The sequence below is a fragment of the Tardiphaga sp. 862_B3_N4_1 genome (assembly GCF_051811085.1).
Taxonomy (GTDB): domain Bacteria; phylum Pseudomonadota; class Alphaproteobacteria; order Rhizobiales; family Xanthobacteraceae; genus Tardiphaga; species Tardiphaga robiniae.
In genome coordinates, this window is sequence record NZ_JBPWQB010000001.1 from 1,507,096 (window position 1) to 1,524,277 (window position 17,182).

At 62.3% G+C, this 17,182-nt stretch carries 17 protein-coding genes; 10 read left to right on the forward strand and 7 right to left on the reverse strand.

Annotation, left to right across the window (positions count from 1 at the left end):
* Positions 1-53: 53 nt before the first annotated feature.
* Positions 54-1,703, reverse strand: a complete 1,650-nt coding sequence (locus AB8B02_RS06900; RefSeq protein WP_089267010.1) for a glycosyltransferase family 39 protein — start codon at positions 1,701-1,703, stop codon at positions 54-56.
* A gap of 352 nt (positions 1,704-2,055) precedes the next feature.
* On the opposite strand from AB8B02_RS06900, the gene AB8B02_RS06905 reads away from it, so the two are divergent.
* The 4 genes from AB8B02_RS06905 (at position 2,056) to thrS (ending at position 6,166) form a co-directional block, all read left to right on the forward strand.
* On the forward strand, positions 2,056-2,919 hold the full coding sequence (locus AB8B02_RS06905; protein ID WP_439063511.1) for a hypothetical protein: 864 nt from the start codon (positions 2,056-2,058) through the stop codon (positions 2,917-2,919).
* A gap of 161 nt (positions 2,920-3,080) precedes the next feature.
* Positions 3,081-3,494 carry a MucR family transcriptional regulator gene (locus AB8B02_RS06910; protein ID WP_089267012.1) on the forward strand — a complete coding sequence of 138 codons (414 nt, stop codon included), beginning with the start codon at positions 3,081-3,083 and terminating at the stop codon, positions 3,492-3,494.
* 526 nt (positions 3,495-4,020) lie between these two features.
* Positions 4,021-4,617 (forward strand): DUF6456 domain-containing protein, encoded by a 597-nt coding sequence (locus tag AB8B02_RS06915; protein ID WP_439063512.1) that lies wholly within the window; start codon positions 4,021-4,023, stop codon positions 4,615-4,617.
* 337 nt (positions 4,618-4,954) lie between these two features.
* Complete coding sequence (gene thrS, locus AB8B02_RS06920; RefSeq protein WP_439063513.1) at positions 4,955-6,166, forward strand: threonine--tRNA ligase; 1,212 nt, start codon at positions 4,955-4,957, stop codon at positions 6,164-6,166.
* 72 nt (positions 6,167-6,238) lie between these two features.
* On the opposite strand, the gene AB8B02_RS06925 is transcribed toward thrS, so the two are convergent.
* Both AB8B02_RS06925 and AB8B02_RS06930 read right to left on the reverse strand, forming a co-directional pair.
* Positions 6,239-6,682, reverse strand: a complete 444-nt coding sequence (locus AB8B02_RS06925; RefSeq protein WP_068734257.1) for a SufE family protein — start codon at positions 6,680-6,682, stop codon at positions 6,239-6,241.
* A gap of 92 nt (positions 6,683-6,774) precedes the next feature.
* A complete protein-coding gene (locus AB8B02_RS06930) occupies positions 6,775-7,164 on the reverse strand; it encodes a DUF5330 domain-containing protein (RefSeq protein WP_231077364.1) in 390 nt (129 codons plus the stop codon).
* 408 nt (positions 7,165-7,572) lie between these two features.
* Between AB8B02_RS06930 and AB8B02_RS06935 the strand changes: the two genes are divergently transcribed.
* Genes AB8B02_RS06935 through AB8B02_RS06945 form a run of 3 tightly spaced genes read left to right on the forward strand, consistent with a single transcriptional unit; the run spans position 7,573 to position 10,516 of the window.
* The gene (locus AB8B02_RS06935) at positions 7,573-9,417 is read left to right on the forward strand and encodes a PAS domain-containing sensor histidine kinase (RefSeq protein ID WP_439063514.1); all 1,845 of its coding nucleotides are present in this window, start codon (positions 7,573-7,575) and stop codon (positions 9,415-9,417) included.
* The gene (locus tag AB8B02_RS06940; RefSeq protein WP_231077362.1) at positions 9,410-10,138 is read left to right on the forward strand and encodes a peptidoglycan-binding domain-containing protein; all 729 of its coding nucleotides are present in this window, start codon (positions 9,410-9,412) and stop codon (positions 10,136-10,138) included. Before AB8B02_RS06935 ends, AB8B02_RS06940 begins: the two co-directional genes overlap by 8 nt.
* Positions 10,139-10,171: 33 nt before the next feature.
* Positions 10,172-10,516, forward strand: coding sequence for a DUF1491 family protein (locus tag AB8B02_RS06945; protein WP_309944772.1), 345 nt, complete (start codon positions 10,172-10,174; stop codon positions 10,514-10,516).
* Here AB8B02_RS06945 and AB8B02_RS06950 read toward each other — a convergent pair.
* Together AB8B02_RS06950 and AB8B02_RS06955 are read right to left on the reverse strand one after the other, a co-directional pair.
* Entirely contained in the window at positions 10,513-11,490 is a 978-nt protein-coding gene (locus AB8B02_RS06950; RefSeq protein WP_439063515.1) for a DUF2336 domain-containing protein, read from the reverse strand. The genes AB8B02_RS06945 and AB8B02_RS06950 overlap by 4 nt on opposite strands.
* A 107-nt stretch (positions 11,491-11,597) precedes the next feature.
* A complete protein-coding gene (locus tag AB8B02_RS06955; RefSeq protein WP_439063516.1) occupies positions 11,598-12,515 on the reverse strand; it encodes a class I SAM-dependent methyltransferase in 918 nt (305 codons plus the stop codon).
* A 234-nt stretch (positions 12,516-12,749) separates the two neighbouring features.
* On the opposite strand from AB8B02_RS06955, the gene AB8B02_RS06960 reads away from it, so the two are divergent.
* Entirely contained in the window at positions 12,750-12,956 is a 207-nt protein-coding gene (locus AB8B02_RS06960; protein WP_068730489.1) for a hypothetical protein, read from the forward strand.
* 16 nt (positions 12,957-12,972) lie between these two features.
* Positions 12,973-13,764, forward strand: a complete 792-nt coding sequence (locus AB8B02_RS06965) for a hypothetical protein (protein WP_439063517.1) — start codon at positions 12,973-12,975, stop codon at positions 13,762-13,764.
* A 32-nt stretch (positions 13,765-13,796) separates the two neighbouring features.
* Here the strand turns inward: AB8B02_RS06965 and AB8B02_RS06970 are convergent, their stop codons facing one another.
* Both AB8B02_RS06970 and AB8B02_RS06975 read right to left on the reverse strand, forming a co-directional pair.
* Positions 13,797-14,783, reverse strand: a complete 987-nt coding sequence (locus AB8B02_RS06970) for a sterol desaturase family protein (RefSeq protein ID WP_439063518.1) — start codon at positions 14,781-14,783, stop codon at positions 13,797-13,799.
* A 133-nt stretch (positions 14,784-14,916) separates the two neighbouring features.
* Complete coding sequence (locus AB8B02_RS06975; protein WP_439063519.1) at positions 14,917-15,678, reverse strand: outer membrane protein; 762 nt, start codon at positions 15,676-15,678, stop codon at positions 14,917-14,919.
* Positions 15,679-15,979: 301 nt separating this feature from the next.
* Between AB8B02_RS06975 and AB8B02_RS06980 the strand changes: the two genes are divergently transcribed.
* Positions 15,980-17,113: a helix-turn-helix transcriptional regulator gene (locus tag AB8B02_RS06980; RefSeq protein ID WP_175367481.1), complete on the forward strand. Its 1,134-nt coding sequence runs from the start codon at positions 15,980-15,982 to the stop codon at positions 17,111-17,113.
* Positions 17,114-17,182 lie beyond the last annotated feature (69 nt).

A 17,182-nucleotide genomic window follows, 5' to 3' on the forward strand; every position in this document is an offset into this window, starting at 1 on the left:
CGGCACAAGGCCGGGCACGACGAAAACTTGGAACTTAGTACTAACGCAGAATTTTACGGCGCGGGGATCGCGAGCAGGCTCGAAATGCTGCTGCCGCGGATGTCGTAGACTTTGGCGAAGACGACGTCGTCGCGCTTGATCTCGGCAATCACGGGGGCGGTGAGGCCCTTGCAGTAGAACTCGCCGAGCGTCATCGCAAAGTCGGCCGACTGGCTGTCCCAGCCGATGGTGAAGTCGGGACCGAGCGCGACCTGTGCCGGACGCTGCGGGCCGCACACGGCGACCTTCCACTTGCGGCCGACCGGCGGGCTTTCCTGGCGCTCGACGATCTGCTCGCGCAGCGCATCGGAGGCCTGCTTCAGCGCAAGGCCCCAATAGTCCAGCATGTACAGCGCATCGGCCTGGCGAACGGTGCCGGCGATGTAGTTGAAGTGGGTGTACTGATACGGATGCAGCCGGATCATCTCGGCCGTCGGCAGCATCAGGCCGAAGGAGAACACGGCGACGGCAGCCGCTTGCGCGCCGCGATGATTGACGCGCAGCCAGTCCATCAGCGCCGCGAAAGCCGCGCCGCCGAGCACGGCCATCGGCGGAAGCACGAAGATGAAATGCCGGATGCCGTTATACAGCGCCGGGCGCTTCACCATGGCGATCACCAGCGGCAATGTGGCGGCAAAGGTCAGCATCAACAGGATGGTCTTGCGACGTGCGGGCACGGTGTCGCGCGACAGCGACATGATGGTCAGCGCGATGCCGCCGAAGGTGAGGCTGAGCAGCACTTCCGGAAGCTGCAGCGCGAACAGCGTCGGCAGATAGGACCACGGCATGTCCGGCACCGAGATCATCGCGCCGTCGAACATCTCTTTCCACGGTTTCTCGAAGAAGTGAGAGAAGTAGCCCAGGGCGCGCAGCGGATTGGCGGGCTCGAGAATCGACCACGGCCAGATCAGGCCCATGATCAGATAGCCGAAAGCGAGGCCGGGCAGCAGCACGTAAAGGACATGCAGCAAGCGGTGCACGCTCTCGCGCACGCCATTGGTGCGGACATCCTCGATCCACAGCGGCATGAAGCCGATCACCGCGTAGATCAGCGTCAGGCCGGCGAGAATGCGGCAGCCGATCGCGCAGCCGGCACCGAGGCCGAGGATCAGGACCGTGCGCGGCGACGGATTCGGATATTCCTGCGCAAGGCGCACCAGCCCGAGCATCAGGATGACCATCGCCACGGCGAAAGGCGCATCCTTCGGGTTCATGAACATATGGCCGTAGAAGGTCGGGCACAGCGCCAGCAGCAGCAGCGTGGCGAGGCCGCCCACGGGGCCGGCGACACGGCGGCCGAGGCGCCAGGTGACGCCGAGGCCGATGACGCCGACGATCGCGCCGAGCAGGCGTCGCGTCTCGAACAGCTCAAGCGGGATGATCTTGTGCAGCAGCGCGGCCGCCATATCGAAGCCGCCGCCATACATGTAGAGATTTGCAAACGACAAAGCGCCGGTGTCGGTGAAGCCCGACCCGTACATCTTCAATAGAAGATCTGCATATTCAGCGTGAGTATAGTCGTCCCATCCGAGACCGTAGTCCCGGAACGTGAAGCTTGCGACGATACTGACAACGACAAGCGCCAGGATGGCGAGGTCGTCACACGTCCGTTCCACCGAGCGCCTTACTGGCGTGTCGATGGCCGCAGTCGTAATCGATGACATGGCGATGGATAACCCGGTGTCCCCAATGGCTCAGCTTTAGCGCTCTTTGAGCCTCGTTTCCCCGGCATCGATATAGCGCACTTCTCTTTTGAAGTAATTGAGAATTGTGGCTGAAGTTTCTTAATGCGTTGCAACAAACAGGACAAGGTAAAAGCTTTACCGTTTAGGGATAGATCGGCGTCGGCTGTCCCAAACCTGTTGTCTCCGGTGGAAGAAAACTCTCCCAAAACTTACCACCAGGCCGATGTACAAGGGATGAACGCAAAATGCCGTTTGGCGGTGCACGCAATATGACGCTATCGTGGCACCCATGACGAGACTCGCGAGTGGTCCGTCGAGGAGTTCGAAGACTATGAAATTGCTGCTGATTGCCGGGATCGGGGTCATTCTGGCGGGCCTTGCCGCGATCGGCTTCGGCATTCCGGTCAAGGAATTCGGCTTCGGCAATACCCTGATCCTGACCGGAACGGTCGGCGCCTGCACCGGCCTGATCATGGTCAGCATGGCGCTCGCCGTCCGCGAGCTGAAGAAGTTTGGACCACAGGGCGAGATCGATGAACTGGTTCCGTCGCCCCGGCTGCCGCGCCGGGAACTGAAACTGCCGCCGGTTCCGAGGGAGGACGCAGAGGAGGCGGATGACGCGCCGGCGCCGGCCCCGCTGTTCAGCCGTGACCAGCCGGCCGCGCGACCTGCCGTTCCGGAGCCAGGTGTTCCCCCATGGCAGGACGAAGTGCTGCGCGACCGTGAGCGGCTTGCGTCCGCGGCCGCCGAGGCACCGGTGCCTGAGGAGCCGAAGCGTCGCAATCTGCTGTTCCAGTCGTCGCGCCGGGAGCGGGAGAGGGCCGAGGCAGCTGCCGCATTCGAGGCGGCCATGCCAACGCCGGAGGCGCCCGCCGAGCAGCCGAAGAGTTTCGAGGATGCCTGGCCGCAGCCGGATCGGTCGCGCTCCGACGCGATCCGCCGCGCCGCCCGTACCTCGTCCTCGCCAAGCGACAAGCTGCCCGATGCCGCGCTGATTCCGGATCGCTACGTTCCGCCGACGCCGGCTGAAGAGCCGTCGCAAGCACCGGACGTCACCGTGCTGAAATCGGGGGTCGTCGATGGCATGGCCTATTCGCTGTATTCCGACGGCTCCATCGAGGCGCAGATGCCCGAAGGCATGATGCGCTTCGCCTCGATCGACGAGTTGCGCGAACATCTCGACAACAGGGGCTGACGCTCAGCCCATTGCCGTTGGCGGTCACTTTCAGCTGATCTCGACTAATCTTGCGCGCAGAATGAAATCGGCGCGCTATACGTTGTTATTGCCCTCGTGGCTGTAATGCCCGCATGATTGTCAAGTAAAGTGCGGCTCCAATCCTTGAAAGACGACGGATCATGAACGACATCGCCGGCAAGAGCTTCATCGATCTCACGGCGACGATCGTGTCGGCCTATGTCGGTCACAATCCAACACCGGCGTCAGAACTGCCGGCGCTGATCGGTCAGGTTCACGCTGCCCTGGTGCGGGTGTCGAACGGCCGGCCGGAGGTCGCAGCGGAGCCGGCCAAACCGGCGGTGTCCGTCAAGAAATCGATGACCGCCGAATATCTGGTCTGTCTCGAGGACGGAAAACGCTTCAAGTCGTTGAAGCGCCATCTGCGCACGCAGTACGCGATGACGCCGGAACAATATCGCGAGAAATGGGGCCTGCCGGCCGACTATCCGATGGTCGCGCCGAACTATGCGGTGGCGCGTTCGCAGCTCGCCAAGAAAATGGGGCTGGGTCAGCAGCGCCGCCGGCGCAAGTGACCTGAACAGGTGACCTGAGCAAGCGATCCCGCAAGTAATCCGCACAAGTAAAGCTAAGCAATAAAGTCAGGTTCCATCCGCAGGAACCAATATAGAACAAATCGGAGACGAAGAAAGTTCTACGTCGGGATGCGGGATACATCTCCCGCCACGCGCAATTGGTGTGTGACACCACAGGCAGGCGATACGTGAACTTGGCGGGTATGACGGGAGACTTTCAAGCGGACGTTGAGGCCATCCCGCGCATCGATGCCGTGCCGCGAATTCTGGACGTGATCTGTCGGACGACAGGGGTGGGCTTTGCCCGCAGGTCGTGGCCGAAGACTGCGATGAACTCTTCGCGCGCGCCGGCCGCGGATCAATCGCGGTCGCCGCCGGAAACCCGCTTTCTCAACGCCGCAGCTTCGAGCGATCGTGCGAAGGCACTCGTTCCTTTGAATAAAAGCCGATAAAGGAATAAAGTCTAAAATTCTGCTTGCCGGGCCGTTCGGGATGTGAGCTTATTGTCCTAAATGGAGTCGCCCCGATGAAGACATCCCGCAGCACCGCCAAGCATCCCGACCGCGTCGACCACCATCGCGCGCAAAATCTATCGCTGGAAACGCGGCAGATCCTCACCGATGACGGCGTCGCCAGCGTCCTCGTCAATGACAGTGAAAGCCCGCTCGGCTGGCTGGCCCGGCGCAAGGGCCGCGATGGTCGCAGCATGATCAGCCCGCATCAGTTCATCGCCGGCGAGAAACTGCGTGCCGATTTCACGCGCGGCAACATGGCGCCGCGCATGACGGCGAACTGGGCCGCGCCAACCGGCGGTCGCCCACGCGGGGCCAGCAGTAGTCCCGGCGAGATGACGGACGTCATGGTGACGTCGCGCCAGCGCGTCAGTCAGGCGCTGGAGGCCTGCGGGCCCGAATTTTCAGGGGTTCTGATGGATGTGTGCTGCTTTCTGCGCGGCCTCGAAGACATCGAGCGCGAACGCAACTGGCCGGCGCGTTCCGCCAAGGTCGTGTTGCAACTCGCGCTGGATCGCCTCGCGCGGCACTACGGCTTCGCCAGTGAGGTCAGGGGGCAGCCATCGAAAGTGCGAACCTGGCTCGCAGACGATGCGGCGTTCGAGAGCTAGGGTGTGGAGTCGATAGCGCGCAGCCAGATGCTGATGGATGCGAGCTTGACGACGGCCAAGTCGTTCGCCGCGATCATAGGCCCGCGCATCATATATCTGCGACGCCAAGCAGCTTTCGTTGACGCCTGGGCGTTTTGCCGCCATATACAGCGCATGAACAAGCTTCGATCAGCTGCATTGACCACCACGGCGACCGCTCACGGCGGATCGCCTTCTGGTCGCGCGCGCTAGAGACAAGCGTACTTCACCCAGAAAAGGCCCCGCCGGTGACGGACGGGGCCTTTTCTGTTTCTGATGATCCCCGTCCGCGCTTTTTCCCCTCGTAAGGAACACAGCCATGGACGATCTCGACCACAGAAATCTCGGCGTACAACTCAAACTCTGGCACCTGCAGGACGATGCGCCGGGCATGGTGTTCTGGCATCCGCGCGGCTACGCGATCTACCGGGTGCTGGAGGATTATCTCCGGCGCAAAATGCGCCAAGCCGGCTATGCCGAGGTCCAAACGCCACAGCTGCTGCCAAAGGAGTTCTGGGGTCGCAGCGGCCACTGGGACAAATTCCGCGAGCACATGTTCCGGGTCGATGACGGCGAATTGGCGATGGCACTGAAGCCGATGTCATGCCCCTGCCACGTGCAGATCTTCAACAAGGGTCTGCGCTCGTGGCGAGAGCTTCCAATCCGCTATGCCGAGTTTGGCGCTTGTCACCGCAACGAGCCATCCGGTTCGCTCCACGGCATCATGCGAACGCGCGCCTTCGAGCAGGATGATGCGCATGTGTTCTGCCGCGAGCAGGACGTGGAGGACGAAGTCGCGCGCTTCATCGCTTTGCTGGGCGAGGTCTATTGCGATCTTGGCTTCCCCGACTACGAAGTGGCGCTGTCGACGCGTCCGGCGATGCGCGCTGGCGACGACGCGACGTGGGACTGGTCGGAGGCGAAGCTCGGCGATGCCTCGCGGCAATGCGGCCTCGCACCTCAAATCAATCCTGGCGAAGGCGCGTTCTACGGACCGAAGCTGGAATTCGCGTTGCGCGACCGGCTGGGACGATCCTGGCAGTGCGGCACGGTGCAGCTCGACAGCGTTCTCCCGCAGCGGCTCGACGCGTCCTACATCGCCGCCGACGGCAGCCGCGCAAGGCCCCTGATGATCCACCATGCCATCTTCGGATCGCTCGGCCGCATGATCGCGATCCTGCTCGAGCACCACGGCGGCGTGCTTCCGTTCTGGTTGTCGCCGGATCAGGTCGCGGTTGCGCCGATCTCGAAAGACCAGGCCGGATACGGCGCTGACGTCGTGGCGGCGTTCGAGGATGCAGGGATTAGGGCCATTGCCTATAACGGCGCCGATACCCTTTCACGGCGCATCGTGGCGGCGCATGACATGGCGGTGCCGGTAATGGCGATCGTTGGCGGACGCGAGATGAGGGACGGCCGGGTGGGCCTGCGCGAGCGCGACGGCTCACAGGCCGACATTCCTTTGGCCGAGGCGGTGTCCCGGCTGCAGGCGAGGGCGCGGTCGGGCGCGCTTGGGGCTGAAGCCCGGTAAACGGGCCTCAGCTGCGCTCCGATCAGTGAATCCCTGGCGGAGCGTTGGCGCAGCACCCGCAGCCGCTCGAGCCTATGGGGTCACGCCCTGGTTCGCGTCTGCCAGCGTCTCGGTGGCGTCCCGGCGGATACGCTCGACCATGGCGCGCAGGCCATTGGAGCGCTGCGGCGTGAGGTGTTCCTTGAAGCCGAGTTCGTCGAACACCTTGATGGCGTCGGTGGCCAGAATGTCCTCGGCCTTGCGGCCCGAATACAGCGTCAGCAGGATCGCGATCAGCCCGCGAACGATATGCGCGTCGCTGTCGCCGAGATAGCTGAGCACCGGCGTGCCGTGGTCGCGAGCGACCTGGCGCGACAGCCAGACCTGGCTCGCGCAGCCATTGACCTTATTGGCGGAGGAATGTTCCTCATCCGGCATCGGCGTGAGGCTGCGCCCGAGTTCGATGACGTACCGGTAGCGGTCGTCCCAGTCCTCGAGTAGCTCGAAATTATCGCGGATATCGTCAATCGTGGTCATCGGGGCCTGCAAGCAATGTCAGGCCCTATATAGGGACGAACAGCGCCGAAAGCGACCGCTGTTTGCGGTAATTATCCGCCGCAATCAGCCGTTTAGGGAGCAGCGGTGGGTGGCTGCCATTCGGCGGCGAGGTCGTCCTGGGTGAGCGTGTCGGGTTTGACCATGGCGATCGTCCCCTGGTTTTCACCTTCGCCACCGATCGAGCCGGTAGTATCCGGCTTCTTCTCGGTGATGATCTGGTAGATTTTCTTCGCGCCGTCCTTGGCACGTTCGCCGATCACGGTGGCCGCATGGCCGCCGACTTCGCAGGTGGCCGGCTGGCGCTTGCAGAATTGAGCCATGTCGGACATCGCCGCACTCGCAGCCGATACCGCATCGGACGCGCCGATCTGCGGCAGCTTGTCCGATTCCGGCGTCTTGTCCCTCGGCAGCAGCACGAGCACGAGCCCGAGCCAGAATGCCATGCGAAGCAGGAAGAACATCGCGAACCCCGTTAGTCTCTTCGAACCGTTGCGATTTGTCGCAATTGGGATCGAAGTTAGCAGCAGTCGATAAATTGCAAGTATTTGCGATGCGGTTAAATCGACGAAAATTCGCTTCATTCGGTTTGGCGTAAATTTTCCATTGATGAGCTGTTCGTGCGTTTTCCGACACGATGTTGGGGATGCACACTTTCGAAACCATATGGACGCGGCGATGGAAACTACTCGTTCACCATCGTTGCCGAATGGAAATGCGAAAACTCCTCTTAAATCAGCACTTGCACGTTAGGCATGGCGAACGCGGCGGTCACTTTAGTGTTCGCTTAATGTCGCTCTGACACGTTGGCACAACGATAAAAGGAGGCGTTTCGGCGCGTCTGAATTGACGATCAAGCCGAAGCGAGACCAGTGACAGTATCGACCATCATCCGCGACTGCCTTGATGCCATGCTGCACCCTTCAGTGCGCTACGATGCGCTGACGAGTGCGCGTCACCGCGCATTCATGGCGCCGCGTCTGCTCGGCAGCCTTGCGGCCTTTGCGGCTTTTCCTGTCTATCTCGCGCTGCGCGGCGCGCCGAACGCGATCGAGGTCGCGGCTTTCGCCTGGCTGATGGCGCCGATCCTCTGCTCATATTTTCTGTCGCGCACCGGTCGCTATGAAAGCGCACAGGTGCTGTCGTCCGTCGCACTCGCCGGCCTCGTGATGATGATGGCGATCTCCACCGGTGGCATCAATTCGTTCGCGGCGATCTGGCTTGTCGTGGTGCCGATCGAGGCGGCGCTCTCGGCTTCGCGGCGTATCGTTGCCTTTGCATCGGCGCTGGCGCTGTCCTGCGTCAGCATTCTCATCGTGCTGACCAGCCTCGATTGGTTGCCTGTATCTGAAGCCGGGGTCGCCGGCCATGGCGTGTTCATGGCTTTCGGCATCGCGTCTGCCACCATCTACGCTGCCGGTCTCGCCTTCGGCGCGGAGTCGCTGGCGCGGACCAGCGTCTCGCTGCTCTATGTTGAGGAAGACCGCTATCGCCTGCTGGCGCGCAATATGAGCGACGTGATCTCGCGTCATCGTCACAATGGCGCCGTGCAGTTCATTTCGCCGGCGGCTGAAGCACTGATCGGCGCGCCCGTGCAGCGATTGCTCGGCCATGGCCTGTTCGATCGCGTCCATGTTGCGGATCGCCCGGCCTATCTCACGGCTCTGTCCGACGCCGCACGCGGCGGCGAAGCCCGCAGCGTCGAATTCCGCCTGCGCCGCGATGTCGTGCGCGGCAATGATCGCATGCGTCCGTCTGGCGCCGAATTCATCTGGGTTGAAATGCGCTGCCGGCCGATGGAGCAGGACGTCGACACGTCGATGCCGGTCAATGCCGATGCAGAAGTTGTGGCCGTGCTGCGCGATGTTACCGACCGCAAGTTGCAGGAAGAGGCATTGGCGCAGGCCCGCATTGAAGCCGAGCGCGCCGATGCGTCGAAGACAAGATTCTTGGCCACCATGAGCCACGAGCTGCGCACGCCGCTGAATGCCATTATCGGCTTTTCGGACATGCTGGTGCAGGAAGAGCTGATGATGCTCGATGCGACCAAGCGCAAGGAGTATGCCCAGCTCATCAACGATTCCGGCCAGCACCTGCTGTCGGTGGTCAACGGTATCCTTGACATGTCGAAGCTGGAATCCGGCAATTTTGAGATTTCGCCGGAGCCCTTCGCCCCGCGTCCGGCGCTGATCAATTGCTGCAATCTGCTGGCGCTGAAGGCGCGCGAGAACGGCATCGATCTCATCACCGATGCGCCGAAGGATCTGCCTGAGGTCAACGGCGATCCGCGTGCATTCCGGCAAATCCTGCTCAACCTCGTATCCAATGCCATCAAATTTACCGAGCGCGGCGGCAGCGTTACCGTGGCAGCGGGCGTCGAAGGATCACGCTTGATGCTGCGCGTCAGCGATACCGGCGTCGGGATTGCATCGGACGATCTCGCCCGCATCGGCGATCCGTTCTTCCAGGCCGGCAAGACCTATCAGCGGCGCCATGAGGGCACCGGCCTCGGCCTGTCCATTGTGAAGAGCCTCGTTGGCATGCATGGTGGCGAGATGCAGGTGCAGAGCCGGATCGACGAAGGCACCACCATCACCATCGCGCTGCCGCTGGAGTTTACGCCGCAGGCTGAACACGTCAGTAATATCGCGATCTTGAATCCCGCGGCGCGCACCGCGCCGTCCGACCAAGCCCATCAGGTGAAGAAGAGTGCCTAAAGCCAGTTCCAAAGCGACCAAGTCCAAACGCGGCCGCGCCGTCGCCATCGTCGACGAGCCCGCGGAGCGCGGTATCGTCCTGCGCGTGCTGCTGCACAGCCCGAAGGACATGGTCGCCGGGTTGATCGCATTCGCTGCGGTCAGCGCCATCATCGCCAATGCCATTTTCCTGCAGAAGGGCCATCATCCGTCGCCGATGTTCGGTTCGAGCACCGTCGTTGCATTTCCGGCACCGGCGCAGGTCGCCAATCCGCTGCCCAAGCCGCGTCCGCTGGATGCTGCTTCGCCGGACACCAAGCTCGATTCCCGCATGCTGGATTCCAAGCCGGTCAACAGCGCCAATGAGCCGAAGCCGTCACTCGCCGCCAAACCCGTCGAGCAGCGCGCGGCCGATCCGGTCGGCAATCTCCTGAAGGCGCCGGCACCACCGGCCTCACCGGCGACCACGGGCGCCGTGGCGCGCCCGCCGGCGGCGATCCCGAATGCGACCCGCACCGATCCGCTCGGTGATCTCATCACCAATACGCGCCGCGTCGCCGCTGTTCAGCGTGCGCTGACGGAATACGGCTATGGTCAGCTCAAGCCGACCGGCAATGTCGGCTCGGACACCGCGGCTGCGATCCAGCGCTTCGAGCGTGAGCGCAAGCTGCCGGTCACCGGGCAGGTGTCCGATCGCATGGTGCGCGAACTCGCCACCGTCACCGGGCGCGCGATCGACTAGCGCCAGCCCTGCGGCTGGCTTATCGTCGATTCCATGAGATTGAAGTCAGCAATATGGGTGGCCGCATATCTGCGCCGCTGCCAGACCGAAGGCGTGTTCGGCGCCGTGCGCCGTCGTGGTGCGGAGGAGGCGGGCGCCGTGTTCGTGAAGGTCGCGCTGCTGGATGGCACCGCGATGCTCTACACGCCGGCGCCGCAAACCGCCTATGACGAGAGCCGCCCTGTCGATCGCGTCTTCGCAGCCTCACCGCCGCAGCCCGTCGAAGAACGCAAGATCGAAGAGCGCTTGCAGAAGGAGATCTCGTTCGATCCCGACGTGTGGATCGTCGAGACCGAGGACAAGGCCGGACGGCATTTTCTCGAATTGGCGAAGGGCTAGCGCCCCGACGAATTCCGCGTCACGCGCGTGATATCCACATCCGGCTGGACGTTTGGCCGTGCCTGCGGCGCGCTCGGCCGTGCGCGATGGCGTTCGTCGTCATAGAGCGCGGGCCGGAACTTGGCGCGCGTCGCGGCCATATGCGCGCCGCGCCAGGCGGCGACCATGATCAGCGCCGAGCGTTCGCTCAGCACGTCATACATGCGCGCGATCCGGTAGACGTTCGTCACCGAGGTGCCGAATTCCGGATTGAGGAACAGCAGGACACGCTGGAAGATGTCGCTCCGCATGCCGAGCGCCTTGGCGCAGCAGGCGAGGGGCTCGCCGCCGGGATCGCTGACGACCTGCTCGGCAATGGCGGCGGGCAGCATCAAGGCTTCGCTCAGCTCGCGCGCAAAGTTGTCGCGGTCTTCGGCGAAGGCGGCCATTTCGAGGATATGCATGGCGCGGGCGGCGCGCGCTTGCGGAATCCGGGCGGAGGATCGCAGCGGCGTTTCGGCGAGGTTATGCAGGATCTGCGCACGCTCGCTGCTCGATGCGGCAAAGAACAGCGTACTGATCTCGGACGCGTCCCTGGGCGCCATGGCCATATTGGCGGCGACACGCATCTGCGCTTCGCTCGGCTGCTTGACCGGCGGCGCGGGAGATTCTGCGGCGGAAATGGGCTGCGCGAGCGGCACCGATTGGCCGGGTTCGGTCGGGCGCAGATTGAGCCGGTTGAGGATCGCGCGCGGGGTGTTCGGATAGATCGACAGCCGCGCGCGCACCGCGGCGCGGGTGGCATCGTCGACCTGATCGATCAGGCGCGCGGTGAGTTCGACGAACTGCTTCTCTTCGTCGATCGTATGGTTCGGTGCCTGGACATAAAGATCCGTCAGCACGCGCAGCAAGGTCGGTCGTACGTCCACACCTTCGCGACGCGAGAGCGTCAGCAATCCGTCAAAGCCCGGAAACATTGGAGGTGAGGCAGGCATGGCATACGCTTAACTAAGGGAACCTTGCCTCAAATTATCGCGGACGCATTAATATGTGTTTAACCATGGGTCGTTGGCCGAGGCAGATCTGATTCCGACGAGTCGCTTCAAGCCTGAGCGTTGTAGTAGCGCGGCATCTCGCGCGGCTTGATGGCCCGTTCGGCCCGGCGGCCCATGAAATACACGCCTGACGCCGCATCGGCGCGGGCACGCGAGCGGCCGAGGCGATCGAAGTAGCGCAGCCAGAAGAATGGCAGGGTGAAGAGGCGCGAGAATTTGTCGCCGGCGCCCAGCGTGCGTGAAAAATACCGGATCGACCAGAGCAGGCCGATACCGGCGCCGCTGACGGCTCCGGCATCGATCTCGGTAAATTTCTTGAACAGCCAGCGGTGTCCACTCTGGGTGAAGCGCGAGAAGTCATAGGCGCGTTCGTGCACCTGCTGCATGAAGGGTGTCTCGGCATAGACAATGCCGTTCTGGCGCAGCACCCGATGGATTTCGGCCGCGACGGTGGCCGGCTCCAGAACGTGTTCGAGCACAGCCTGAATCCAGACGCCGTCAAAGGTCGCGTCCTCGAATGGCAGTCTGTGCGCATCGGCGACCAGCGCGGTGTTGTCGGTGGAGAACACGTCGGTTCCGACAACTTCGACATCCGGATCATCATAGAGGCAGTCCGCACCGGAGCCGACGGTGCCGCCGCCGACAACGAGCACGACGGGTCTCGCAGTCTCCTGCTTGAGAAGGTCGAGGAATTTCTCGCAGTTCTTGGCCGCGACAGGATTTTCACCAAACGTGAAGCGATGCAGGCGCGTACCGATCGATTGGCCGGCGACATCCCGCGGCATCACCGAGCCATTGTCGCGATGATACAGGCGGCGGTCGAACACACTGGACTCGAAGTCAATGAGTACCGGCTGCCCATCGACAACCGGGAATCCGGCGTCGCTGTAGTCGCAGTTATAGTTCACGCAAGACGGCTTGGTTTGAATATCGGAGATCGATGAGCCGCAGCGCGGGCAGCGCATGCGGAATTTCCAGTCCGTAGAATGGGAGCATTCCATTAGGGTTCCAACAATGTCGCTCATGAAAAAATGCGCCCCTATGTCATTCCACTTTTGGTCAATGCTGCGACGCCCAATCATGTTCCTCAAGGCGGCCAGCATATGGCGGCATGGCGGCGTTAACATGCTGTTAACCATGAATGTCCTTAATGACCGTGCGTCGGCAAAACGGGCGAAGCGGCGCGGAGAGACTGGATAATGAGCACCATCATCAAGTTCCCGGCGGATGCGGCAGCGCGACGGCTGGGCGTGAATGTGGCGCCATCTCCCCGCGAAACTTCCGCAGAAATCCTGATCCTGCCGGTGATCCGAATCGAGCGTCAGATCGACGACAGCAATGGTGGCAGCGGCCCGGAAGAGGGCACTGCGCCGGGACGCCGCCGCAAGCGCCGCGCCCGTTCCTGACCCCGGATCGATCCTGATGTCGGCTATATCCCATCCGAACCGGATACGGCTTCGGCGCAAGACGTCATTTCTTGCGCCGTGTTTCATAGTTGCGACGTTGATCGGCAGCACGCTCGGTGGCTGCGCCGGCGGCGATTTCGGCCGTACCCGCAACAATGCAGTGACCGACGACATGCATCGCTGGATCGGCGTCGAGGCAACCGGCAGCGTCGGCCTGAAGTCGTCGGAATTCCAGCTCACCGATCTCGAACGCCAGATGCGCGATCTCGCTTATCCGCTGATCGAGCCGCCGCATTCGCGCCCTCTCTGGAAGAGTGTGTTCGGCGACTACAAGCCGATCGCATCCCCATGGCGGCAGAACGTCACCTACGATCGCACGGCCTATGGTCGGCTGCTGATCGACGAGCCGCATCGCTCGCATACGTCGCGCTACAGCGTGCTGATGGACGACGCGCGCGACGACATCCTGCGTTTCGAGGGATTTTATGCGACGGCTGCAAAGGTCGTCGAACTCGATCGCAAACGTAATGCCAGCCTGAAGCTGGTGTCGGCACTGGAGCCGAAGGAGCGCGCCGACGCCATCGCACGCATGGATGAGAACGCGCTGATCGTGCAGTGGGTCGAGCAATGCCTGCAGCGCCGGGTGTCGTCCTATAAGTGGGCGCTGGAACGCATGGTGATCCACGCCCCCGATGGGATGGCGTCCAGCGCCGATATGCTGATCGGCGAATTGGCGGCGCAGACCACGGCCATGGCCGGCAGCCTCACGCCGGTGCGCTCCGGCAAGGTGCTCCAGGTCGGCGGATAGCTGGACGTGTAGGGCTGGAAGTGTAGGGCGGATTACGCTTCGCTGATCCGCGCTACGGCGTCGGACTTTTCCACTGGCTTCACCTGATCGTCCGGCACGGTCTGACGGCCAAGAATCTGCCGCGCGCCCTTGCGCGAAAACGGCTGCACGATCTGTCCCAGAAAATCCGATGCAACCTTGCCGCTGATGCCGAGCCGGTCCGGTGACGCCTTGGCGGGATTGAGATAGGTGCCGAACACATGGTCCCACACCATGATGTTCTCGCAATAGTTGCTGTTGCCTTCCGTCAGCGTCTTCGAATGATGCCAGCGATGCAGTTTTGGCGTCGCAAAGATCGGATCGAACAGCGCCGTGCGCGTCTCCACATTGCAATGGGTGAGCAGGCCGGTGATCGCCGTCACCGCGCCGACCCACAGGAAAACTGGCAGCGGCGCATCGAGCAGGTAGAGCGGCGCCTGGCTGAGCACCATCTTGATCAGCGAGTCGATCACATGGAAGCGTCCGGTATTCACCACCCAGAGCCGGACCACGCTGTGATGAAGCGCGTGAAAGCGCCAGAAGAACAGGTTTTCATGCGCGACCCGGTGTGACCAGTAGAGGCCGAATTCGGCAATCACCAGCGCGAGCACGACCTGCGCGATCAGCGGCCACTGTGTCGGCCACAGATGCGAGGCATGATCGTTCGCGCGCGTCAGGGTCGCCATCGCCATCGCCATCGGAGCGATCGCGGTGGCAGCGACAGCCAGTTGCGCCGTGCCCTTGGTCAGCAGCGTATGCCCGATGTCGTTCAGTGTTTCGCCATCATGCCGCAGCCATTCGGCGCGATGCGGCATCAGCCGTTCGAGGGCGATGATGGCGAGAAACAGCGCGGCATAGACGATATTGAACCAGAACAGCGGCGCATTGCTGGCGAAGGCCATGCCGGCACCGAGCAGCGCCCCGAAATACAGCAGCGGCCACCAGATTAGGGACAGGAAATAGCTGACGGCCGTATCGGACGGCTCTTGGTCGTGTTGCATGGAGGCCCCGCATTCGCGCCGATTCGTGGGTCGGCGATGGATGCGGAGCTTCGCTGCGGGAGATTGCAGGCAGATTACGCCAGAGGGCTCCCTGGACGTTTTCTATGCGGAAAAACGTCACGCCGAGGTCGTCTTACAGCTGATAATTCACGCCGATGCGGACGATATTGCCTGTGATGTCCGAATTAACGCCCATGATCGGCTTTCCTGGCCAGGCCGCGAAGGTGGCCTTGCTTAACGTCGTATCGCTGATCGTTCCGAGATCGAAATGCAGATATTCGACCTTCGCTGTCCAGTTCGATGCGATCTTCGATTCCACGCCGCCGCCGATCGCCCAGCCGATCCGTGTCTCCGATGCAGACCCTGCGGAGCAGAGAGCGTTCCGGGCACATGGAAATGTCGGCTCCGGCACAAGAGTGGACGAGACTTTCACGTGGCCGTAGGCCAGACCGCCGGTAGCGAAGAATAATGTCTCCGGTGTCACCAGATAGCCCAATCGTGCACGCGCGGTACCAAACCAGCTCAGCTCGGTGTTATGGCTGGTCAGGGTTTCCGGATTGGCACCAATCTCCGGGGCGTAATAAGTGACGCCCGCGCCCATTTTCGAATAGGATAAGTCTGTTTCCAGACCTGTTACCCAACGGTCGATCTGCCAGTTGTAGCCGATTTCAGCGCCACCGATGAATCCATCAAAGCGGGAATTGAGCGACCGGGGCATCGTGCCCTGCGACAGGAAAAATGGCGTGATGATCGTGTCGATGGCCGTAATGGTGGACGCACTTTCGGTCCAGCCATAGCCCAAGGTGGCGCCGATATAGGCGCCTGTCCATGTCACGATTTGTGGGGACACTGCCGCCTTGTAGTGCGGTTGAGCGAGATTGTCCGCGGCCAGCACGGGCGTTGACGCAAGCAGAACGCAGCCGATTACGCAGGCCAACTTAGCGGATTTCGACATCGAGCTCTCCAGTACTTCGAGACGTGACTTCCAGACGTGCGGGCCCGCCGGACAAGCAGGCCGCTCATTCGCGCCCCCGAAAAGTCGAGGGTCGCCATCGCCACTGCTACGCGTGGCGGAATTCCGTGTCGTCACCCCGAAGTGTGATGTGGTAAAATATGCTGCGTGTGCGCGTCCGGAAATTGACTTCGATCTCGCCCTGCCACACCAGAGCGCGCGCAATCACGGATTTGGAATGTTCATGGACGTTGTCGACAATGACGTACTCTCTTCAATCATCGGAGATATCTACGACTGCGTTCTGAACCGTGAGGGATGGTCGCGTGTTCTCACCCGCATCACACAGACGATGGATGCGGCCTACACCACGATTGCGCTCGCTGGCACGTCGGACAATCACGGCCGGTTTGCTGCCCAATCGCCCTGGGATGCCGAGCGCATGCGCGCGCTGCAGGACTACAGTTTCGATGATATTCCGGGCCTGAAGGCTGCAGTGGTCGGCGATATCGATACGCCCGTATCCACGCTCTCGCTGATGCCCGAAAGTGAATTGCAGCAGACCGCTTTCTTTCGTAATTGGGCCGGACCGCAGGGATTGCGGGAAGGGTGCATTGTCAAATTCGTCCACACGCCGGACCGCATCGGTCTGCTCGGCTGCACCACCTGGGCGGACAAGGCTGCCGTATCTGCCGAGGATCAACGGTTTCTGACCTTGCTGTCTCCGCATTTGCGCAGGGCCGCGATGATCAGCGACCTGCTCGATGACGTGCGCGTGACCGCGCAGCTGTTTCGTGAATCGCTTGAGAACCTCGCGGTGCCCGTCGTGTTGACCGACGCGGCCGGATCGGTGCTCCATGCCAATGCAAGTGCCGAACGCATGTTCGCAACTGATGGTCCGATCCTGCGTCAGGGGCGAACCATTCAGGCACAGAACGCATTGATGGGCGACGCCTTGCTGCAGGCGATCGCAAGCGCTGCCTCGGACCTCTCGCTCGGCGCCAAAGGCATTGGCTTGCCGGTGTCGGCGGCAGGACAACCGCCCGCGGTCGCCTATGTCCTGCCTTTGACCGCTGGTACGGCGCGCGCCGCTTTTCGCCCCGCATGTGCGGCCGTCTTCGTCTCGACAACGACCTCGGCCTCTCCAATGCCGGAGGCCGTGTTGACAACGCTGTTCGAGCTCACGCCCGCCGAAGCGCGCGTGCTCGTGAGCGCCGGAAAGGGGCTCAACCCGTCCCAGACGGCCACTTCGCTCGGGATCTCGGAGAATACGCTGAAGACACATCTCAACCGGATCTACGCCAAGACCGGCAGGTCACGGCAGGCTGATCTCGTGAAGCTCGTGGCGGATATCGGCACGCCGCTGGCTACGGGATAGCGCACGTAGGATGGGTAGAGCGCAGCGAAACCCATCAAATACACACGACGACATGATGGGTTTCGCGAA